A 20,069-nucleotide genomic window follows, 5' to 3' on the forward strand; every position below is an offset into this window, starting at 1 on the left:
CGGAATCGAACCATCCGCGCGATTCGAACCGGCCTACGCTGGGAAGATGAACACCGTCGAAGCGCTCGGGGAACTGGCCGCGCTGGATGACCCGAAGGTGCGCGCAGCCAACGAGAAGCGCGGGGACGACCACGGCATCAACCTCAGCCGACTGCGCGCCCTGGCGAAGCGCATCAAGACGGATCAGCACCTCGCCGAAGATCTGTGGGCCACGGGCGAGACACCTGCGCGGCTGCTCGCCCTCCTGATCTGTCGCCCCAGGGATTTCGGCGCCGACCAGCTCGACGCCATGCTGCGCGAGACCCGCGCCCCCAAGGTCAACGACTGGTTCGTCAACTACGTCGCCAAGAAGACTCCACTCGCCGAGGAGCTGCGACTGCGCTGGTTCGACGACCCCGACCCGACAGTGGCCGCCGCCGCGTGGTCGCTCACGACCGTGCGCGTGATGAAGGACGCGGAGGGGTTGGACCTTTCGCAGCTGCTCGATCTGATCGAGCGGGATCTGGCGACGGCGCCGTCACGCCTGCAATGGTCCATGAACGAGACCCTCGCCAACATCGGGATCTTCCACCCCGAGCATCGCGCCAGAGCGCGGGAGATCGGCGAGCGCCTGCAGGTGCTCGCCGACTACCCGACCGCGCCCGGCTGCACCTCACCGTTCGCCCCGCTCTGGATCGATGAGATCGTGCGCCGCCGCGAGGACTGAGCCTCCCCGGGCGATCACTCCTCGCCAGGCGTGTCCGACCGCCGTCGCGCAGCACAGTCGGTAACGTTATACACTTTATCCGTTCGTCTGCGCACTGGGGGTGGCCGCACGGTGCGGTCACCTGCGCGACGACGGAACTGGGGATGCCTCATCATGGCCACGCAAGATCAACTGAACGCACTCATCACCGACATCGCGAACGACATCAACGGGTTCATCGGAGCCTCCGTGGTGGACGTCGAATCGGGTCTGCCGCTCGCCTCGAACTCGGTCCGGCCGGACTTCGACCTCGATGTCGCCAGCGCGTACAACAGCGAGATGGTGAAGAGCAAGCGGAAGACGATCGAAGCGCTCCGCCTCGAGGCCGCACTCGAGGACATGCTGCTGACGCTCGACACGCAGCTGCACCTGCTCAAGATGATCGACGACGACACGTTCATCTACCTCGCCGCCGACCGCCAGGCGACGAACATCGCCCTGCTCCGGTCCGCCGTGAACCGCCACGTGGTGGCGCTGAACGCTTGACCGGCTCCGAAGCCTCGACCGTCGACACCGCCGCAGAACCGGCGGCCACACGCGTGCGCCGACGACGTCGGAATCTGCCGACGAGGTTCCGCCTCGTCTTCGCCGGGCCGGTCGGTGCCGGGAAGACCACGGCGGTCCGCGCGTTGAGCGATGTCGTCACCGTGGATACCGATGTCCCGATCTCGGCCGGCTCAGCGGAGTACGGCGATACGGACAAGACGACGACCACGGTGGGGCTCGACTACGGCACGTGGAAGCCCACGGACGAGATCTCGGTCGCGCTCATCGGCGTTCCCGGCCAGGACCGCTTCGCCCATGCCCGGCAGAGCGTCTCCGCCTCCGACACCCGCATGCTGCTGTGGCTGCGTGCAGACCGCGGGAGCATCTCTGTGGACGCCGACGAGTGGCTCGCGCGTCTCACCGGCGACCACGAGCGGACGGTGATCGCGGTCACGCATGTGGCCGCCGAAGCCCTCGACGAGGTACGCCGGACGCTCGGTGCGAGCCTCGAAAGGTATCGGATACCCCTCACTCGCGTGCTCGCCGCCGACGCGCGCGACCGCGAGAGCGTCATGCGGGTGGCGTGCGCGGCCCTCGACCTCCCGGGAGGAGAGTCATGAACGTCCCCATCCGAGCGGACGACCCCGCGTCGACCGGCGAGTCGGGGCCGACGCAGGACGGCGTGCTCATGCATCCGGATCTCGCGGCGAACTGGGCGCTCTGGTCGGGCGTCGTGAGCCAGGCCGCGCTCACCCGGCTGCGTCATCTCGAGGAGCGATTCCCCGAACTGACCACAGCCGTCCTCTCGACCGCCGACGGCCTGCACATCGCCTCCGTCGGCACCCTCGCCGAGACCGGAGACCGCCTGGCTGCCATGAACGGTTCGCTGTTCGCCGTCGCCAGGGCCGAGGCCGAGATCATCTCGCGCGGAACGGAGCCGAGCCTCTCCGCCGTCGTCTCGGTGTCGATCGGGCAGAGTCAGCTGTCGCTGCTCAGCTTCATCCTCGCCCCCTACGGCCAGCTGCTCCTCTCGGTCTCGGCGAAGGGCGTGCAGGTCGGGACCGTGATCGTGCAGGCCCGTTCGGCTGCATACGAGCTCATCACCGCACTGGGGCTCGCCGGCGCACCGGGGTGAGGCTGGCTACGCTGAGGCCATGAGCACGCACATCGCCGCAGAGCCCGGTCAGATCGCCCCCATCGTCTTGTTCCCCGGCGACCCGCTGCGGGCGAAGTGGATCGCCGAGACGTTCCTCGACGATGCAGAGCTGTACTCCGAGACGCGCGGGATGCTGGGTTTCACCGGCACCTGGGAGGGGCACCGCGTCTCGGTGCAGGGCTCGGGCATGGGCCAGCCGTCGATGGCTATCTATGCGAACGAGTTGTTCGACTCCTACGACGTGCAGACGATCGTGCGAGTCGGTTCGTGCGGCGCCCTGACCGAGCGGGTGAAGATCCGCGACATCATCATCGCGAACGGCGCCAGCACCGACTCCGGCATCAACCGCGTGCGCTTCCACGGACTCGACTACGCACCCGTGGCCGACTTCTCGCTGCTGCGTGCCGCTGTCGAGGCGAGTGAGGCCGAACCGCTCGAGTCGACGGTGCACGTGGGGCAGCTGTTCTCGAGCGACCAGTTCTACAGCACGCGCCCCGAACTCACGGAGCCGTTCGTGCAGCACGGCATCCTCGGTGTCGAGATGGAGGCCGCCGGGCTCTACACGCTCGCGGCGTACCACGGTCGGCGCGCCCTCGCCATCTGCACCGTCAGCGACCACATCATCACGGGCGAGGAGACCACCGCGCAGGAGCGCGAGCAGACCTTCGGCGACATGATCCGCATCGCGCTGCGCGCCGCGACCCGCTAGGGGGTGTCGCCGACCGCGTGCGGACGCGGCAGCGCCACCATCGCGCCGGTGTCGGTGAACTCCTGCTGGATCTCCTCGTCGTGCCGGTATGTGAGCAGGCTCACGACGACCGCCGCGAGCATCGCGAACACGAACGCGGGAAGAAGCTCGTAGAGCCCGGTGTCGAGCGCCTTCCAGATGAACACCGTCGCGGCTCCGACGAACATCCCCGCCAGCGCACCCCAGTTGGTGAGTCGACGCCAGTAGAGGCTGAGCAGGATGACCGGCCCGAACGCGGCGCCGAATCCGGCCCAGGCGAACGAGACGAGGCCGAGGATCGTGTCGTTCGGGGTGATCGCCAGGACCGCTGCGACGATCGCGACGCCGAGCACCCCGAGCCGCCCCATCAGCATGAGCGTCTTCTGCGAGGGCGGCGTCCGGCGGAACACCCCGTACAGGTCCTCGACGAGCGCCGAGGAGCAGACGATGAGCTGACTGGAAATCGTGCTCATGATCGCGGCGAGTACCGCGGCGAGCACGAGGCCAGCGACGAACGGATGCAGCAGCGTCTGCGACATCAGCAGCACCACGGTCTCGGGGTTGGCGAGGTCGACGCCCGTCTTGGCGATGTAGGCGATGCCGACCAGGCCCGACAGCACCGCGCCGCCGAGGGAGACGATCATCCAGGAGATGCCGATGCGTCGAGCGCTCTTCGCCTCCTGCGGCGAGCGCAGTGCCATGAACCTGACGATGATGTGCGGCTGCCCGAAGTACCCGAGTCCCCAGGCGAGCGACGAGACGATGGCGAGGATCGTGCCGCCGGTGAGCGCAGTGCCCGAGAGCAGGGACAGATGGTCGGGCGCGACCTCGTTGATCAGCTCCCCCGTCTCTGCCAGCCCTCCGATCGCCACGATCGCCGCGACCGGGATCACCACGAGGGCGACCACCATCATGAGACCCTGCACCACGTCGGTCAGCGATGCGCCGAGGAACCCTCCGAAGAGCGTGTACGCGAGGGTGACGCCCGTGACCAGGAGCATGCCGGTCAGGTAGTCGCCGTCGAACGAGCTCTCGAAGAAGACTCCGCCGGCTACCATGCCCGAGGAGATGTACAGCGTGAAGAACACGAGGATGACGATTCCGGAGACCACCCGCAGGAGTCGCGTCGTGTCACGCAGCCGGTTCTCGAAGAAGCTCGGCACCGTGATCGAGTTCCGGGAGACCTGCGTGTACGCCCGAAGCCTCGGGGCGACGAGCAGCCAGTTCAGGTAGGCGCCGATCGTGAGGCCGATCGCGATCCAGGCCTCGATGAGTCCCGAGACGTAGATGGCGCCGGGGAGTCCCATCACCAGCCAGCCGGACATGTCGGAGGCTCCCGCGCTGAGGGCGGCCACCCACGGCGGGAGATTGCGCCCGCCGAGCATGTAGTCCTCGTGATCGCCGGTTCGCCGGAAGGCGATCCAGCCGATGAGCAGCATCGCGGCGAAGTACAGCGCGAGTGCGGCGAAAGTGAAGATCTGGTCGGGCATCGTCGTCCCCCCCTGGGCGGTGCAGCCTCCGGTTGTCGTCGTTCGATGATGTCAAGCGCGGCCTCGCGCATCCCGAGGCGCCTCGGCGCGGCGTGACTTCGGCGCGGTCGGCAAGATCTGACCTCGCGCCGCATCAGGCACTCATCGGCGGATGGGATGATCGAGGGATCATGACTACCCCTCCGCGGCTCGACCCCGCCCTCGTTCCGGACGCCGCGGATCCGGACGCCGTCTACCTGGCGTTCGTCGAATGGGCGGAATCGACGGGCATCAGTCTGTATCCCGCGCAGGACGAGGCGGTCATCGAGATCGTGTCCGGCAACAACCTGATCCTGTCGACGCCGACCGGCACCGGGAAGTCACTGGTGGCGATCGGCGCGCACTTCAGCGCGCTCGTGGCCGGCCGTCGCAGCTACTACACGGCACCGATCAAGGCGCTCGTGAGCGAGAAGTTCTTCTCCCTGGTCGACGTGTTCGGCGCCGAGAACGTGGGCATGGTCACGGGCGACTCCTCGGTGAACGCCGACGCCCCCATCATCTGCTGCACGGCGGAGATCCTCGCGAACCTCTCGCTGCGCCAGGGCACCGACGCCGACGTCGGGCAGGTCGTGATGGACGAGTTCCACTTCTACGCCGACCCCGACCGCGGATGGGCGTGGCAGGTGCCGTTGCTCGAGCTGCCGCAGGCGCAGTTCATCCTGATGTCGGCGACACTCGGCGATGTGACCGAGCTCGCCGCCGACCTCACGCGGCGCACCGGCCGCGAGACGGCCACCGTGACGGGAGTGGAGCGCCCCGTCCCCCTGCACTTCTTCTACGAGACGACTCCGATCCACGAGACGATCGACGACCTGCTGAACACCGGGCAGGCGCCGATCTACGTCGTGCACTTCTCGCAGGCCGCAGCGATGGAACGCGCCCAGGCACTGTCGAGCACCAAGGTGGCCACCCGCGAGCAGCGCGACGAGATCGCCGCCCTGATCGCCGAGTTCCGGTTCACGACCGCGTTCGGGAAGACGCTCTCGCGGTTCCTGCGTGCGGGCATCGGCGTGCACCACGCGGGCATGCTGCCGAAGTACCGGCGCCTCGTCGAACAGCTGGCGCAGCGCGGTCTGCTGCGCGTGATCTGCGGCACCGACACTCTCGGCGTCGGGATCAATGTGCCGATCCGCACGGTGCTGCTCACCGCCCTCACGAAGTTCGACGGTACGCGGATGCGGCAGTTGAACGCCCGCGAGTTCCATCAGATCGCCGGCCGCGCTGGTCGTGCGGGATACGACACCGCCGGCACGGTGGTGGCCCAGGCTCCCGAGCACGAGAGCGAGAACGTCGCGGCGGTGAAGAAGGCCGGCGACGACCCGAAGAAGAAGCGCAAGATCGTGCGCAAGAAGGCACCCGACGGCTTCGTGTCGTGGGGCGAGCCCTCGTTCCGCAAGCTCATCGACGCCGTGCCGGAGACCCTGACCTCCCACATGCAGATCACGAGCGCCATGATGCTCAACGTGATCGCCCGCGGCGGCGACGTGTTCGCCAATATGCGCGCGCTGGTATACGACAACCACGAACCGCGGAAGCGTCAGCGCGAGCTCGCACTCAGGGCCATCGGCATCTACCGCACCCTGCGCGGATCGGGCATCGTGGAGAAGACGCCGGATGGCGACATCCGCCTCACCGTCGACCTGCAGCCGAACTTCGCACTCAACCAGCCGCTGTCGCCGTTCGCCCTCGCGGCCTTCGAACTGCTCGACCCCGATCCCGCCGCCGGCACGGGTACGGGCTCCTACGCGCTCGACATGATCTCGATCGTGGAGTCGACACTCGATGATCCCCGCGCCGTGCTGAGCCAGCAGGAGTTCCTGGCACGCGGCGAGGCGGTCGCCGTCATGAAGTCGGAGGGCATCGAGTACGACGAGCGCATGGAGCTGCTCGAGCAGATCACGTACCCGAAGCCGCTCGACGAGCTGCTGACCGCGGCCTTCGAGACGTTCAGCGCCGCTCAGCCCTGGATCCGCGACTTCGAGCTGCACCCGAAGTCGGTCGTGCGCGACATGTACGAGCGGGCCATGTCGTTCGGGGAATATGTCGCCTACTACAAGATCGCGCGCTCCGAGGGCGTCGTGCTGCGCTACCTCTCCGACGCCTACCGTGCGGCCTCGCAGACCATCCCGGAGGAACTCAAGGACGAAGACCTCCGCGACCTCATCGAGTGGCTCGGAGAACTCGTCCGTCAGGTCGACTCCAGCCTGCTCGACGAATGGGAGGAGCTGATCGCCGGGGTGGACAACGGCCGTTTCGATCCGCATCGACCGGACGAGCCGATCGTCCCTCCCGCACCCAAGCGCCTGACGAGCAACATCCGCGCCTTCCGCATCCTGGTGCGCAACGAACTGTTCCGCCGGGTGCAGCTCGCCGCGAGGGAAGACGTGAACGCGCTGGCCGAGCTCGATCCGGGGTTCGGCGCCGACGCGTGGTCGGACGCGCTCGACGGATACTTCGCCGACCACGACGACATCCTCACCGGAGCGGATGCACGCAGCTCGAAGCTGCTGATCCTCACCGAGGGGCCGGCGGTGTGGACCGCGCGGCAGATCTTCGACGACCCGGCAGGCGACCACGACTGGGGCATCTCCGCGACGATCGATCTCGCCGACTCCGACGAGGCGGGCGAGGCCGTCGTCACCGTCACCGGAGTGGACCGGCTGTAGGCGCAGGCCCGACCACTGCCCCCACCCGCTCCACACCGACGACCCTGCCGAACCTCCCCAGCGTCTCGCGTCGGTGCGAGGCGGCGATCACGGTCCCGTCGAACCGTGCGAGCACGTCGGAGATGATGCGCTCGGACTCGGCGTCCAGGCTCGCGGTGATCTCGTCGACGATGAGCACCCGCGGCGCACGACACAGTGCCCGTGCCAAGGCCAGCCGGGCGCGCTGACCTCCCGACAGCCGGGCACCGTGCTCACCGAGCTCATCATCGAGGGTGATCCAGTCATCGGCCCCCACCGCTGTGAGGGCTTCGAGCAGCTGCTCGTCGGTGCGGGGGTCCGCTCCGCGCACCAGGTTCTCTCGGACCGTGCCGTGGAAGAGACGGGCGTCCTGCTCCACCACTGCCACGACACGGCGCAGCTCGTCGTCGCGGATGCGGCCGAGCGGATAGGCGACGCCTGCCGCGTCGACGAGCGCGACGGTGCCGGCTGAGGGGTCCCACAGGCGGGCGGCGAGCGCGATGACCGTGCTCTTGCCCGCTCCGGACGGCCCGGCAAGACCGACGTGCTCCCCCGGATCGACGTCCATCGACCACCCTCCGAGCACGTCGGTCCTGTCGTCGTAGGAGAACGACACCTTTTCGAAGCGCACTCCGACGGGGCCATCGGTCAGTGCGATCGGGCGCTCGACCGGCACCACGACCGGAGGACGGTGCAGACCCGCCCCCACACGGTCGGCGCTCGCGATCAGCGGGTGCAGCTCCGACACCGTGTGGGCAGCCTCTGCCACCGCCGCCACCCCGGCGACCGCGAGAGCGATCACCGCGGGAAGCAGCGCGGCCTGAGCGCCGCCCACCGTGCCGCCCGCCGTGCCGCCGAGGATGAGGGACGCCGCGATCACGCCGATCACCACGGCGGTGAGGATCAGCTCGCGCGTGCCGTCGACGAGATGGGCGATGGCCTCCCTCCGACGGCTGAGCGCCGCCGACCTCCGGGTGCCGGCGACCGCCTCGCGCACGACGCGACCCTGCAGGCCGTAGGCGAGAACCTCCCGCACGGCGCCGAGAGCATCGACCAGCCGTTCCGACTGATCCTCCCGTTCCTGCTGCTCGCGCGCCCCCACCCGGCGCGCCGGACCTGCTCCCGCCCAGGCGGTGAGCGCGACGGCTGCCGCTCCGCCGAGCATCACGAGCGCCGCCACGGGCATCACGACGAACGCGCAGACCACGGCTCCCAGGAACAGGGTGAGCGCGGCTCCGATCTGCGCCACCGTATGCGCGTAGAAGAACTCCAGCTTCTCGATGTCGGTCATCGCCACGGAGGCCGCGCGGCCCGAATGCTCCCGGCGCCGCCCAGGAACGCTCCGGGAGTAGGCGTCGAAGAGAGCCATCCGCAGCCGCGCCAGCACCCGGTACGCGAGGGCGTGCGACACGTCCATCTCCCGCCAGGTGAGGAAGGTGCGCAGCAGCACGAGGGCACCGAGCGCCACCCACGAGACAGCCGGAGGCCAGGTGCCGTGAACGACGGCGCCGCCGACGCCGAGTGCGGTGAGCACCCCGATGGCGGCGAGGGCGCACAGACTCGTGGTGGCGATCAGGTAGCTGCCGATGATGCGACGCCGTTCCGGTCGCAGCGGCGGAAGGAGCCGGGCGAGGATGGCCCATGACGAGGTCACGGAGCCTCCTCCACGAGCACCCCGTCACGGAGCACCCGCACGTCGGCCACGCGGGCGAGCGCCTCGGGGCGGTGGCTGATCATGAGCACGATCCTCTCTTCGGCGACGCGTTCGAGCGTCTCGGCGACGGTCAGGGCGCTGCGGTCGTCGAGGGCGCTGGTCGGCTCGTCGACGAGCAGCACGGGACGACCGGCCAGCAGCGCTCTGGCGAGGGCGAGGCGTTGGCGCTGTCCTCCCGACAGACTCGTCCCGGCCTCCGCCACCATCGCCTCGAAGCCGCCGGGGATGGCCCTGATCTCGTCGAGCACACCCGCCGCGGCACAGGCGCGTTCGACGTCCTCCCGATCCGCACCGAACAGATCGATGTTCTCCCGGATGGTGCCGGCGAAGAGGACGGGCCGCTGCGAGACGACCGCCACATCGCTCGGCTGGAGCGGACGCCCGTCGAACTCGACCGTTCCCGCTGCCGCGGGCAGGAATCCGAGGACGAGGTCGAAGAGCGTGGACTTGCCTGCGCCCGAAGGCCCGGCGATCGCGTGGACCTCTCCGCGCTCGGCGAGGAGATCGACACCGCGGAGGACGTCACGATCGGCACCGGGGTAGCGGTACGAGAGGCCGGAGATGCGGAGCACCTGACCTGCGGGACGAGCGTGCGCATCGGCGTCCGCCTGCACCGGCACGGGAGCGGGCGAGCGACGGAACGCCCCCAGGGTCGCGAGCCCGGGAACAGCAGTCAGACCGAGGAAACCCGCGTGCCAGTGTCGGGAGAGCTCACGCACCGGACGGAACGCCTCGGAGGAGAGCAGCAGCAGCGCGTAGACCTCGACGGCCGGCGGCTCACCGGTCAGGACCGCGACGACCGCGAGCCCCGCGGCGACCACCACGCCAGCCTGCACGGCGAGGTCTGTGATGGCCGTCTCCGCGAGCGACGTGCGCATCACGCGTTCGGTGGCCAGGCGCAGCGCCTCCGATCTCGTGTGCAGGCGTGCCCGTGTAGCGGGGACGTCTCCCAGTGCGCGCAACGTCGACATTCCGCGAAGGGACTCGAGAAGGTCGCCGCTGAGAGCCTCGTAGCTGTCCCAGTGCTCGAAGCCTCGACGGGCGAGCATGCGCTTCCACAGCAGCGGGCCGAGCACCGCGAGCAGGATCCCCGCCGCGACGCACAGCGCGATCAGCGGGGACAGCACCGCCACGAGGCACACGGCGATCAGGCTGCCGACGACGAGCTGCACCACGGCGGGGATGTACTTCGACACATAGGCGTCCGTGCCGTCGATCCCGTCGCCGAGCGCGAGCTGCGTCGAGCCGTCCCTGAGACCGGCATCATGCAGTCGCTCCGGCACGAGGACCGCGGAGACGGCCGCGCCCCGAAGGTCTTCCCTCACCCTCCCGCCGAGACGCGCGGCGGCATCGCCCTGCACGATGGTGAGCAGCATCCGCGTCACTCCGATCACGAGGATCACCCCGATGCCGACGACCGCGCCCTGCCCCTCACCGCGCACGAGAGCAGCGAGCGACCACGCGAGAGCCAGCGCCTGCAGCAGGTGCGTCGCGTATACGAGGAGAAGGAGGAGGGTGCTCCAGGCCAGCAGCCAGGGGTGCCGTCGCGCTTCGCGCCACAGCTCGGGGACGATCATCATCGTGAGCCTCCGGGAGAGTCGAGGAAGGCGATCGCATGGAGGATCCACCGCCCTCCGGTCGAGGAGAAGCCGGACACCGGGCGAGCGCCACAGCCTCCGTCGAGGGCCGCGCGGTAGCAGAGACCGGCCGCGGTGAGGTGGGCGTTCCAGAGCGCGGTGCCGATGACCGGTGCCGGAGCCGTGGTCGGCACGGACCAGGAACGGACGGCGCTCGCACCCCGCACCCAGGCTTGTCCGGAGGCGCGCGCGACGCGATCGATCTCCCCGCGCGGGGACAGGCGATCTCGCGCGGAGGTCCGGACGAGGAACTCGGACGTGGACGGCGAGCGCCTGGAGCCGAGAGCACGACGTGCCGCGTCGATCGGCACCGGGGTGTGCGGGAGCTCGACCGCGGCGAGCGGGATCTCGGGGACGAGCCCCCGCCGCAGCCAGCTGTCGACGTCGGAAGCGCGGGGCACGCCGAGCAGTCCGCGCAGCCGGGACGACGGCCCGAACTGCCCGCGCCCCGCCCGCGCACCCAGCAGGAAGCGCACCGCGGCGACCGCGTAGGCGGTGTCGGCGATCCAGAGCGGCCAGGCCCGATGCCGGTAGCGGCCGAAGGATCGACCCGGCTGGACCGTGAACACCACCCGCGCGATGCCGTCCCCCGCGGTGGTCGACGGCCATCCGTCCACACGATCGGAACGCGGATCACGCCGCAGGAACAAGCCTCCGTCGTGGTCGACCGCCCAGCGCACACCGACCGCGTCGACGAGGTGCGTCTGCACCGGGTAGCACGCCCCGGCTGAGGGCACCGGGCGACGGCGGATGCTCGTGGCCGTGCCGTCCTCCACCCGATGGAACTCCCCGGGGTGCCACAGTCCGTCGACGAGCTCGCGCACACCGACAGGAGGTTCGTCCGCCACGGCTCCGGTCCGTCCCCAGGCGTTCCCCCTCGGGCCGGGCGGCAACGGGCCGGACGGCACCCGCGTCGAGTGCACCTGGTCGAGCGGTGCGGACACGCCATGCTCTTCCCGCAAGCTCTGCGCCATGGTCGGCCTCACATGTGCGGGGCCGGGAGGAGCGTGAAGTCCTCCGGTCCGCCGCTCCAGGTCGTCCGCCAGCCGCGCTCCTGCGCCGCCTCTCGGAACCGGGGCATGCCGAGGTACGAGAACGCGGCCGGTGCGTTGGGGACCAGCCCCGTCACGATCGAGCGCACCACGCGCAGGTCGGTGCGCCGCACGTCGGAGGTCGTGAGGTCGCGCGTGAGCACGCGGTGGCCGCGATCAGCCAGGCGCGCATGGACCTCGTCCATCGTCACCGGTTCCACTGCGCTCAACGGGAGTACTCCCTGCACCGGATCCTGGAACCGGCGCGCCTCTCCGTGCACGGTCGGGTCCAGCCAGACCTGCACGTGTGCGCCGAGGTCGATCACCTTCTCGAACTGGACTCCGGCCGCGGTCGTGTAGTCGGCGTCCGCACGGAACTCGAGGGTGAGTCCCTTGGCCATCAATCCCTCGGCGACGGCGCGGAACACCCATCCGTCCGCCGTCGTGCAGCCCTGCGTGTAGATCCAGGTGTGCACGGCTTCCAGCACGGCCTTCCGTGCGGCGCGTGCAGGATCGAGTGCGGCCGAGAACCCCGCGGCATAGAGGCCGCGCTCCGGATCGTGCACGAGAGCACCGATCGCCGGGGCGAACTCCGACGGCATGGCGACCAGCCACACACGCAGGCTGCTCCCCTCCAGATCGTCGAGGAGGCCCGGGACCGTCGCAGGGTCGATGCCGAACGTCGGCCCGTCGAGGTGCCACCACACCTCGAGCGCATCCCGCTCGACCACCTCGATCACCCCGCGGTCGCGCGCATCGTCGAAACCCGCCCCCGTGGCGATGCCGGCGTAGTTGAGATGATGCGTGCGGGGCAGGGAGCGGAAGCGGGATTGCCGCCAGTTCAGGTGCACGAGGGAATCCGGCATCCACACCGAGCCCCCGTCGAGATCGTCGCAGCGCGCCCACAGCGTCGGCGTGGACGCCTCCAGCCGCTGATAGGGGAAGCCCGGACGGGAGAGCTGCCAATCGGCGAAGCGCGGAAGATCCGCATCGTCGATGACGGTCTCCCCGCCGGCGCGCAGTTCTTCCGCTGAGGCGACGCGGAGGTCGTGCGGCGGCAGCACGTCGGGCAGCCAGTTGCCGCAGTACCGCTCCACGCCTTCACCGATGGCCGCGATGCGCGCCTGTGCGGGGTCTCCGAACGAGGTGCCGAGCGAGACCCGATCAGCGGGCCATTCGCCGAGCAGGCGGGCATCGGCCACCGATGCGGTGAGAGCCAGATACCGGTGCGGAGCGCCGATCGGATGCGGAACCTCGCGCACGGAGCGGATGATGCCGGCCTCCGCGTCGACGAGCGCCTCGGCAGGCAGAGTCGCTCGAGCGGTGCGGTGATTCGGGGTGTCGTGCGCGTTCATGCTGTCCTCTCGTAGCGCCAGCGACCGGTCTCGGGCTCGAAGGCCGATCTGGTGCGGCGGGTCGGATGCCGATCGACGCCTGCGGGCTCGGATCCCGACGCTGTTCCCGCCGATGGCAGACCGGTCTCGGTGAGCCAGGTGTCCAGCACCCCGCCGATGCCGCCCGCCCTGCGCAGTCGGGAGCGGACGTCGTCATCGTCGATGTCGGCGGCGAGCCGGTGGCCCCAGGGCCCGTCGACCAGGTGCAGCGGCCCACGCCAGGCATCGGCGAGCCGGCCCGCATCCGTGAAGAAGAAGTCGTGGTCGCCGCGGATGAGCAGCAGGGGTACGCGGAGGTCGCCGTATGCACGGTGCAGATCGACGGCGGGCGCTGACCACAGGCGACGCCAGCCGGAGAGCACCTCCCGCGACCACCCCCATTCCGCAGCGGCCCGGTGCACGCCGACCTCGGATGCCCGCGCCACCCTGGCCTCGAGCTCCTCATCGTTCAGCGGGGGAAGGGAACGCGCCCCACGACCGTGCTGGTGCCACCACCCGATCCGGTCTCGCAGGTGTGGTCGCCCGTTCTCGTCCCACGCGGTCTCGGCGAGCCCGAGAGCCGGAACGAGGAGCACGAGTGCATCGACGTCGACCGACCTCGCCGCCTCGAGCGCGGTGTGGGCGGCATACGACCCGCCGGAGAGCACGAGCGGCAGCCCGGGGCTCTCGGCCCTGACAGCATCGACCACCGCGCGGCCGTCTGCACGCTCGGAGAGGTAGGGGTGCCATTCGCCGTCGGACGAGTGTCGGCCGCGCACGTCGTGGATCACGCAGCGGTAGCCGCGCCTCACCCACGCCCGCGCGGTGTCGGCGTGGCGCCAGGCCCCGTAGGGAGTGCGGATGACCACCACGCCTCGCGTCTCTGCGGGCGACCAGGCCCATCCGCGCAGCAGGGCGCCGTCATCGGCGACGACGATATGAGGACGGGCATCGCGCGGCGGGGTCATCGGAGCAGCCTCGGCGGTGCCGCGGGGAAGGGGAGCACCGTGTGCTCGGTGACCGCTCCGGTCGACGGCACCAGCTTCCACAGGGTCGTGCGCAGGTGGTCGAGGTCGGCGTCGGCTCGCGCCCAGGTGAGGATCACCTGCAGCAGCCGGGCGAGCACGAGCACCGCGGTCGCGTCGTCGACGGGCGTGGCCGGGGCAGGCCCGGACTTCTGCCATGCCTCGGTCGAAGCCGGCGCGCTGCTCGCGGCCAGCCGTCGCGCTGATACCTGGGCCGAGGTCGGGTCGTGCTCGTCGAGCGCGAGCGGATCGATCAGGATGCTCTCGCCCTCGCGGTGCACACGCAGCCAGGCGACACCCTGCAGGGGAAGCATGTCGAGGTCGGACCACCGACGGCGGTCGAGCGCGTCGTCGGCGTAGGCGACGACGAGGGAGGTGTCATCGGGCAGTGCGGACTCCGGATCGAGGACGGTGACCCGCGCACCCCAGGACTGGAGGACGCGTTCGAGCCCGTCGACCAACGCGCCTGCTCCCAGCACGCAGACGTCGCGGCGCTCGTCCGGCCAGCGGCGGAGCGCGTCCACCGACTCGCGCTCCTGCACCTCGAGCATCAGGCGGTCGAGGAGCGCGGAGGCCGCACCGTCCGAACCACCGTCCGGAGTCTCGAGGGCGTCGAACAGCTCGGCGGGTGGTGCGTCGATCAGGGCGAACCGTCCGGTGCGCAGGCGGATCCGGGGGCGACCGTCTGCGCCGAGGACGAGATGGGCTCCCGAGTCGGGGAGCGGCAGGATGCGGGATTCGGAAGTCATGGAGTCTCTCGGTGAAGGGCCCGGCCGGGCGCGAACGCCCGGCCGGACTGGAGTGCGCTCGAAAGCGCGGCGGAAGGATCCGCGATCAGTCGAAGGGGTTCTCGACCAGTGCATTGGAGTGCGATGCCGACAGGTGCGCCAGCTGCTCGGACTCTTCGATCTCGGCGAGGATCTGCTTTTCCATTTCGTTCTCCTTCAGTGAGTTTCCGACCCGCGGTGTGCGGGGCGGGTCCACGGTGGGACGAGATCGACCCTAATTGATAATGATTCTCAATATCTACTAGTCTGGCGAACATGCCTTCCTCCCTCCCCCTCCTCGCCGCTGATCACCGGGCCGGGACCGTCTTCGAGATTCATGGCGACTCCCGGCGTGTCGCGGTGGCCGACAGCTGGCTCGCCGAGCACGCCGGATTCCTCCGCCTGCCCTCCGGCGCGAACGACCGCTGGGCGTTCGCCGACGACCGCGGCGGCGCTCTGGTCGTCGGCGGCGACGCCGTACGACGCATCCCGATCGCCATCCCCGCCGAGCACCTCGCCTGCGACCCGTCCGGTCGTCACGTGGTCGTCACCTCCGGCCTGGGCATGAACGACGAAGCCTGGAGCGACCTGGTGACCGTCGTGGATCTCGCGACCGACTCGTCCACGCGGTTCCGCGCCCGTGTCGGCGAACCCGGGGTCGCCGTGGCTCCCGACCAGGCCTCGGGCGAACCGACGATCGTGCTCCGTCACCGCGAACCGGGAGCCGTCGAAACGATCCCCCTCGCCGCGGCGCTCGCGGTCGGCCCCCACGCGCCGGTACTCCGCGGAGGCCTTCTCACCGACCTCGCCGCAGACGGCCACGGCGACGTGATCGACCCCGCCTCCGGCATCCTCGGCATCGCGACGAGCCGCGGCCTCGAGCGCTTCGTCGTCGACGGCGGTGCGCCCCGGGCCATCGGCATCGTCCCCTGGCCCGTCGACGGACGGGCGTACTACCTGCGTCTCGCCGGTGACACCGGGCGGGTGACGGGGATCGTGCGCGGGGGTCCGGCCTCGCCGGGATCGTGGCCGGAATGGACGAACACCTTCGTCGAGATCGACCTCGCATCCGGAACCTCCCGCGCCGTGCCGCTGCCGCCGGGGCTCGCGTTCCGATTCGCGCTGGCTGCGGGTGTTGCAGCCGTCTCGGTCATCCACCCCGACGGAGACGCGGTGCTCGTGATCGATCGCGAGGAGGCACGTGTCTCCCGGGTCGTGCCGATCCCGGCGATGACGCATCCCCCTCGCGCCGGACGGCTGCCGTGGGACGGCGTCGACGGTCGCCCCGCGCAGCGCCGGTCCATCGCGATCGACCCCGTCGGCGGCACGATCGCGGTCACCAGCGGTGGCGACGGCACGATCCTCCTCCTCGACGGAACCGAGATCTCGACGGTCGAGCTCCCCACCCCGCTCGACGAGGGCGGGCATCTGCTCTGGGCGTCCGATGGCGACCGCGTCGACGACCTGGTGGGCCGATGAGCGCGCATCGGGCCGTGCTCGACGATGCCCTCGCGCGCGCCGAACGCCACGGTCGGCCGGGGCTCCCGGTCGGCGGCTTCGCCCTGGGGCGGGCCGCCGACCGCAGCCGCCGCGGCATCCATCGCCTCGACGGCTCGACCGTGATCGAGCCGGACGGCCACCTCCATCGCATCTTCCCCTCCCCCGACCGCAGCCGCATCGCGGTGGAATGGGCACCCACCGCCGACGAGAATGCCGTCTTCGGCCTCGTCGATGTCGCCGCCGGCACGCTGCGCCTCCACCCCGACATCCGTCTCCGGTACGACACCGTGCTCTGGGCGGCCGATTCGCGGAGCCTCGACGTGGTCGCCAGCCGCGACCGCCGGCTCGTGACCCTCGACGTGGAGACGGGCGAGACAGAGGTGGCTCCCCTGCCGAGCGAGGGCCGGCTGCGACTGTTCCCCGGAGGAGAGAGCGGCCTGCGCGCCCTCAGCTCCGCCGGTGCGGGAACCACTCTGACCGACCGGGCGACGGGGACGCCGCTGGGACGGTGGTCCGCGCTGTTCCGCGCCTGGCGACTCGGCACCGGGGTGCTCGTATGGCATGACCGGGGTCTGGATGCCGTGCTGATCGACGCCGCAGCCGATGCGGCAGATGACCGCGCGCCCTGGCACTGGCACGACCCCGATGTACGGATCGTCGACGTCGCGGTGCAGGACGACCGGGTGGTGGTGCTCGCCGTCACGGAAGGGCGGAGCGTGCTCATCGACCTCGACGACGGCATCGAGGTCGGCCGCACAGAACCTGCCTCCTCCGACGCCGATGTGCTCACCACGACGATGATCGGCGTCGACGACGGCGTACTGCGTCTGGGCGTCGAAGGCCCCCTCACGCCACCCCGCATCGTCGAGCGCGCACAGCTCGGCACCACGATCCTGCCGCCCTCCTCCTCCCGCGCGACCACCGTGCGCCACGACATCCCGGCCGGCGACGGCGCGACCCTCACGGTTCACGTGACGTCGCCGAGTGCCGCGGAGGGGATCCCGGGCGCGGGGACGACGGGCCCGCTGCCGCTGATCCTCACCTGCTACGGCGGCTTCGGCGTGCCGCACCTGCCCGTGTTCGAACCGACCGTGCCCGCATGGGTCGGGTTCGGAGGTGCCTACGCCTCCGCACAGCTCCGTGGCGGAGGCGAGCGCGGTGAGGCCTGGCGCCAGGCAGGATACGGCGAGCGCAAGCGCCGCACGGTCGCCGACCTCGCCGACGTCGCCCGCGGTCTCATCGCGGCCGGTGTCACCCGCCCGGATCTGCTCGTCCTCGCCGGGGCCTCGCTGGGCGGGGTCGTCGCCGCCGCGTGCGCGCTCGAACATCCGGAGCTGTGCGCGGGGTTCGTGACCACAGCGGCCCCGCTCGACCTGCTCGCCCTCGAGGATCATCCGCTCGGGTCGAGCTGGCGTGCAGAGTTCGGCGACGACGGCACACCCGCGTCCCGTGCCCGGCTCGGCGCGCTGTCTCCGCTCGCACGCGCCGAGTCGCTTCCGGTCGGTGCGCCGGTCCCCTCCTACCTGGGAGTGGTGCTCGGCGAAGACAGCAGGGTCCTCGCACGCGACACGCATCGGATGGTCGAGTCGCTGCGTCGAACGGGCGGCTCGGCCCGCTCATGGACGGCAGCGGGGGCAGGCCACGGCGCGAACGAGTCCGTCGCCCTGCACGACCTCGGCCTCGCAGTGCTCGACTTCGCAGCATCGGTCACGGTCACGGCCACGAAGCGCATCGCGTCAGGCAGCACGACCGGAGGCACCCGATGAGCGATTCGACGGCCGTTCTCACCGAACGACGCGCCAGACGCCTGCCCTTCCGACGGCAGCCGAGCGAACAGCGCACTCTGCCCCGCAGGGGAAGTCGACGGGTGCTCCCGGTAGGCCCGACCGTGACGACGATCGCCGTGCTCGCCGTTCTCGTCCTCGTGGTCTCCGCAGCCACCGGCCCCGTCGCCGTCTCCCCCCTCGATGCCGCCAAGATCGTGATCGGCCACCTGATCCCCGGCATGCCCTGGATGACGGACGGAACGCTCACCCCGCTGCAGGACCAGGCCGTGTGGCAGTTCCGGGTGCCCCGGTCGCTCCTGGCCGCACTCTCGGGAGCGGGACTGGCTCTCGCCGGAGCGATGATGCAGGCCGTCGTGCGCAATCCCCTCGCCGAGCCTTACATCCTCGGCGTCTCCTCGGGCGCGAGCGTCGGCGCCGTGCTGGTGATCGTCTCGGGCGGTGCCACCTTCCTCGGTCTGTCGATGAGCGGTGCGGCGTTCGTGGGGGCTATGGTCGCCTGCCTCCTGGTGGCCATGCTCGCACGCATCCGCGGAGAGCTGTCCCCGACCAGGATGATCCTCGCCGGGGTCGCGCTGGGCGCCCTGCTGAGCGCGGTGACCAGCTACCTCACCCTCACCACCGACGCCCAGAACGTCGTGAGCGTGATGTTCTTCCTGCTCGGGAGCGTGTCGGCCGCCGACATGTCGACGCTCTTGATCCCTGCGGTCGCGCTCGCGATCGCCTGCATCGCGGTGTTCGGACTCTCCCGCTCCATGAACGCGCTGCTCGCGGGCGACGAGTCGGCGATGGCCGTCGGAGTGCGCACGACCCGGGTGCGCGGCGTGCTGCTCGTGCTCGCCTCGCTGCTGACCGGAGCGATCGTCGCCGTGAGCGGCGGCATCGGATTCGTCGGGCTCGTCGTGCCGCACATGGCCCGACTCCTCGTGGGCTCCGACCATCGGCGGATGCTGCCCATCACGATCCTCGGCGGTGCACTGTTCCTGATGGTCGCCGACCTGCTCGCACGGACGGTCGCGATGCCCACCGAGATCCCGCTCGGCATCCTCACCGCCTTCGTCGGGGCTCCGTTCTTCCTGTGGTTGATGCGCAGCGGAGGCGATCGGGCGGGGTTCGACCGATGAGCGTGCACTTCGACGGCGTGAGTGTCGCCCGCGGTGGCCGCACGGTGCTGCACGGGGTCGACCTCGAGGTCGGCACAGGCCGCATCGTGGGGCTCCTCGGCCCGAACGGCAGCGGCAAATCCACCCTGCTGCGCACCCTGTTCACGGGTCAGCGTCCGCAGCGGGGGCGTGTCCTGATCGACGGGGTCGACGTCTCGCAGCTGCCGCCGCGTACGCTCGCGCGCACCGTGTCCGTCATGCTCCAGGACGCCCCGTCCGAGTTCGATCTGACCGTGCGCGAGACGGTGCTGGTCGGCCGCTCACCCCACCGTCCGCCGTTCAGCCGGGACACCCCGGAGGATCAGCGCATCGTCGACCAGGCCCTGCGCACCGCGGACGTGCACGATCTCGGCGACCGGCTGGTGCGTCGACTCTCGGGCGGTCAGCGCCAGCGGGTGATGCTCGCCAGAGCCCTCGCGCAGAGCGGCGAGATCCTCGTGCTGGATGAACCGACGAACCACCTCGACATCGCGCACCAGCTCGATCTCATGCGTGTGGTGAGCGGACTCGGCACGACCGTGATCGCCGCCCTCCACGATCTCAACATCGCCGCCGCGTTCTGCGATGACGTCGCGGTGATCGACGAGGGCAGGATCGTCGCCTTCGGCGCTCCGGACACCGTGCTCACCCCCACGCTCGTCGACGAGGTCTTCCATGTGACCGCCCGCATCGCCGTCGAGGTCGACACGGGAGCACGCGCGATGACCTTCCACCCCAGACAACACCGACCCCTCACCTAGGAGAAGAA

18 protein-coding genes are annotated in these 20,069 nt (G+C 70.3%); 10 read left to right on the top strand and 8 right to left on the bottom strand.

The genetic code is table 11. From position 1 onward, the window contains the following. Positions 1–46: 46 nt before the first annotated feature. The 5 genes from MOX01_RS17335 (at position 47) to deoD (ending at position 3,096) form a co-directional block, all read left to right on the top strand. Positions 47–706 (top strand): DNA alkylation repair protein, encoded by a 660-nt coding sequence (locus tag MOX01_RS17335; protein ID WP_141370759.1) that lies wholly within the window; start codon positions 47–49, stop codon positions 704–706. Between the two features lie 153 nt (positions 707–859). After that, complete coding sequence (locus MOX01_RS17340; RefSeq protein WP_141370762.1) at positions 860–1,231, top strand: roadblock/LC7 domain-containing protein; 372 nt, start codon at positions 860–862, stop codon at positions 1,229–1,231. Then, positions 1,228–1,851, top strand: a complete 624-nt coding sequence (locus MOX01_RS17345) for a hypothetical protein (RefSeq protein WP_141370764.1) — start codon at positions 1,228–1,230, stop codon at positions 1,849–1,851. Before MOX01_RS17340 ends, MOX01_RS17345 begins: the two co-directional genes overlap by 4 nt. Continuing rightward, complete coding sequence (locus MOX01_RS17350; protein WP_058632026.1) at positions 1,848–2,366, top strand: roadblock/LC7 domain-containing protein; 519 nt, start codon at positions 1,848–1,850, stop codon at positions 2,364–2,366. The genes MOX01_RS17345 and MOX01_RS17350 overlap by 4 nt, the downstream gene beginning before the upstream one ends. 19 nt (positions 2,367–2,385) lie before the next feature. Further along, positions 2,386–3,096, top strand: a complete 711-nt coding sequence (deoD, locus tag MOX01_RS17355; protein ID WP_061018067.1) for a purine-nucleoside phosphorylase — start codon at positions 2,386–2,388, stop codon at positions 3,094–3,096. On the opposite strand, the gene putP is transcribed toward deoD, so the two are convergent. Beyond that, positions 3,093–4,604, bottom strand: coding sequence for a sodium/proline symporter PutP (gene putP / locus MOX01_RS17360; RefSeq protein WP_058632028.1), 1,512 nt, complete (start codon positions 4,602–4,604; stop codon positions 3,093–3,095). The two genes, deoD and putP, sit on opposite strands and share 4 nt — an antisense overlap. A 170-nt stretch (positions 4,605–4,774) precedes the next feature. Between putP and MOX01_RS17365 the strand changes: the two genes are divergently transcribed. Next, positions 4,775–7,309, top strand: a complete 2,535-nt coding sequence (locus tag MOX01_RS17365) for a DEAD/DEAH box helicase (protein WP_141370766.1) — start codon at positions 4,775–4,777, stop codon at positions 7,307–7,309. Here MOX01_RS17365 and MOX01_RS17370 read toward each other — a convergent pair. From MOX01_RS17370 to amiA, 7 genes are all read right to left on the bottom strand, one after another. Continuing rightward, on the bottom strand, positions 7,287–8,981 hold the full coding sequence (locus MOX01_RS17370) for an ATP-binding cassette domain-containing protein (RefSeq protein WP_141370768.1): 1,695 nt from the start codon (positions 8,979–8,981) through the stop codon (positions 7,287–7,289). The two genes, MOX01_RS17365 and MOX01_RS17370, sit on opposite strands and share 23 nt — an antisense overlap. Continuing rightward, positions 8,978–10,621: an ATP-binding cassette domain-containing protein gene (locus MOX01_RS17375; protein ID WP_170224307.1), complete on the bottom strand. Its 1,644-nt coding sequence runs from the start codon at positions 10,619–10,621 to the stop codon at positions 8,978–8,980. Before MOX01_RS17375 ends, MOX01_RS17370 begins: the two co-directional genes overlap by 4 nt. Continuing rightward, positions 10,618–11,622: a hypothetical protein gene (locus MOX01_RS17380; RefSeq protein ID WP_141370770.1), complete on the bottom strand. Its 1,005-nt coding sequence runs from the start codon at positions 11,620–11,622 to the stop codon at positions 10,618–10,620. Before MOX01_RS17380 ends, MOX01_RS17375 begins: the two co-directional genes overlap by 4 nt. Positions 11,623–11,660: 38 nt before the next feature. Then, positions 11,661–13,064, bottom strand: a complete 1,404-nt coding sequence (locus MOX01_RS17385; protein WP_141370772.1) for a YcaO-like family protein — start codon at positions 13,062–13,064, stop codon at positions 11,661–11,663. Further along, on the bottom strand, positions 13,061–14,050 hold the full coding sequence (locus tag MOX01_RS17390; RefSeq protein WP_141370774.1) for a CocE/NonD family hydrolase: 990 nt from the start codon (positions 14,048–14,050) through the stop codon (positions 13,061–13,063). Before MOX01_RS17390 ends, MOX01_RS17385 begins: the two co-directional genes overlap by 4 nt. After that, positions 14,047–14,856: a hypothetical protein gene (locus tag MOX01_RS17395; protein ID WP_141370776.1), complete on the bottom strand. Its 810-nt coding sequence runs from the start codon at positions 14,854–14,856 to the stop codon at positions 14,047–14,049. Before MOX01_RS17395 ends, MOX01_RS17390 begins: the two co-directional genes overlap by 4 nt. An 85-nt stretch (positions 14,857–14,941) precedes the next feature. Further along, complete coding sequence (gene amiA / locus MOX01_RS19525) at positions 14,942–15,040, bottom strand: streptamidine family RiPP (RefSeq protein ID WP_017831216.1); 99 nt, start codon at positions 15,038–15,040, stop codon at positions 14,942–14,944. A gap of 110 nt (positions 15,041–15,150) precedes the next feature. Here amiA and MOX01_RS17400 point away from each other — a divergent pair, with 110 nt between their 5' ends. The 4 genes from MOX01_RS17400 to MOX01_RS17415 are packed head-to-tail and all read left to right on the top strand — an operon-like array spanning position 15,151 to position 20,061. Next, positions 15,151–16,353 (top strand): hypothetical protein, encoded by a 1,203-nt coding sequence (locus tag MOX01_RS17400; protein WP_141370778.1) that lies wholly within the window; start codon positions 15,151–15,153, stop codon positions 16,351–16,353. Continuing rightward, positions 16,350–18,140 carry a prolyl oligopeptidase family serine peptidase gene (locus tag MOX01_RS17405; RefSeq protein WP_141370780.1) on the top strand — a complete coding sequence of 597 codons (1,791 nt, stop codon included), beginning with the start codon at positions 16,350–16,352 and terminating at the stop codon, positions 18,138–18,140. The genes MOX01_RS17400 and MOX01_RS17405 overlap by 4 nt, the downstream gene beginning before the upstream one ends. Then, positions 18,137–19,282, top strand: a complete 1,146-nt coding sequence (locus tag MOX01_RS17410) for a FecCD family ABC transporter permease (protein WP_197077665.1) — start codon at positions 18,137–18,139, stop codon at positions 19,280–19,282. Before MOX01_RS17405 ends, MOX01_RS17410 begins: the two co-directional genes overlap by 4 nt. Next, a complete protein-coding gene (locus MOX01_RS17415) occupies positions 19,279–20,061 on the top strand; it encodes an ABC transporter ATP-binding protein (RefSeq protein ID WP_061018640.1) in 783 nt (260 codons plus the stop codon). The genes MOX01_RS17410 and MOX01_RS17415 overlap by 4 nt, the downstream gene beginning before the upstream one ends. The last annotated feature ends 8 nt before the right edge of the window (positions 20,062–20,069 follow it).

The sequence above is a fragment of the Microbacterium oxydans genome (assembly GCF_006540085.1).
Lineage (GTDB): Bacteria > Actinomycetota > Actinomycetes > Actinomycetales > Microbacteriaceae > Microbacterium > Microbacterium oxydans.

What these genes read in the sequence shown, in the direction of transcription:
- amiA (WP_017831216.1), bottom strand. Translation starts at nt 15,040, where the DNA reads ATGGAAAAGCAGATCCTCGCCGAGATCGAAGAGTCCGAGCAGCTGGCG.
- MOX01_RS17385 (WP_141370772.1), bottom strand. Translation starts at nt 13,064, where the DNA reads ATGAACGCGCACGACACCCCGAATCACCGCACCGCTCGAGCGACTCTG.
- MOX01_RS17410 (WP_197077665.1), top strand. Translation starts at nt 18,137, where the DNA reads ATGAGCGATTCGACGGCCGTTCTCACCGAACGACGCGCCAGACGCCTG.
- MOX01_RS17335 (WP_141370759.1), top strand. Translation starts at nt 47, where the DNA reads ATGAACACCGTCGAAGCGCTCGGGGAACTGGCCGCGCTGGATGACCCG.
- MOX01_RS17375 (WP_170224307.1), bottom strand. Translation starts at nt 10,621, where the DNA reads ATGATGATCGTCCCCGAGCTGTGGCGCGAAGCGCGACGGCACCCCTGG.
- MOX01_RS17415 (WP_061018640.1), top strand. Translation starts at nt 19,279, where the DNA reads ATGAGCGTGCACTTCGACGGCGTGAGTGTCGCCCGCGGTGGCCGCACG.
- MOX01_RS17365 (WP_141370766.1), top strand. Translation starts at nt 4,775, where the DNA reads ATGACTACCCCTCCGCGGCTCGACCCCGCCCTCGTTCCGGACGCCGCG.
- putP (WP_058632028.1), bottom strand. Translation starts at nt 4,604, where the DNA reads ATGCCCGACCAGATCTTCACTTTCGCCGCACTCGCGCTGTACTTCGCC.
- MOX01_RS17350 (WP_058632026.1), top strand. Translation starts at nt 1,848, where the DNA reads ATGAACGTCCCCATCCGAGCGGACGACCCCGCGTCGACCGGCGAGTCG.
- MOX01_RS17395 (WP_141370776.1), bottom strand. Translation starts at nt 14,856, where the DNA reads ATGACTTCCGAATCCCGCATCCTGCCGCTCCCCGACTCGGGAGCCCAT.
- deoD (WP_061018067.1), top strand. Translation starts at nt 2,386, where the DNA reads ATGAGCACGCACATCGCCGCAGAGCCCGGTCAGATCGCCCCCATCGTC.
- MOX01_RS17390 (WP_141370774.1), bottom strand. Translation starts at nt 14,050, where the DNA reads ATGACCCCGCCGCGCGATGCCCGTCCTCATATCGTCGTCGCCGATGAC.
- MOX01_RS17400 (WP_141370778.1), top strand. Translation starts at nt 15,151, where the DNA reads ATGCCTTCCTCCCTCCCCCTCCTCGCCGCTGATCACCGGGCCGGGACC.
- MOX01_RS17340 (WP_141370762.1), top strand. Translation starts at nt 860, where the DNA reads ATGGCCACGCAAGATCAACTGAACGCACTCATCACCGACATCGCGAAC.
- MOX01_RS17405 (WP_141370780.1), top strand. Translation starts at nt 16,350, where the DNA reads ATGAGCGCGCATCGGGCCGTGCTCGACGATGCCCTCGCGCGCGCCGAA.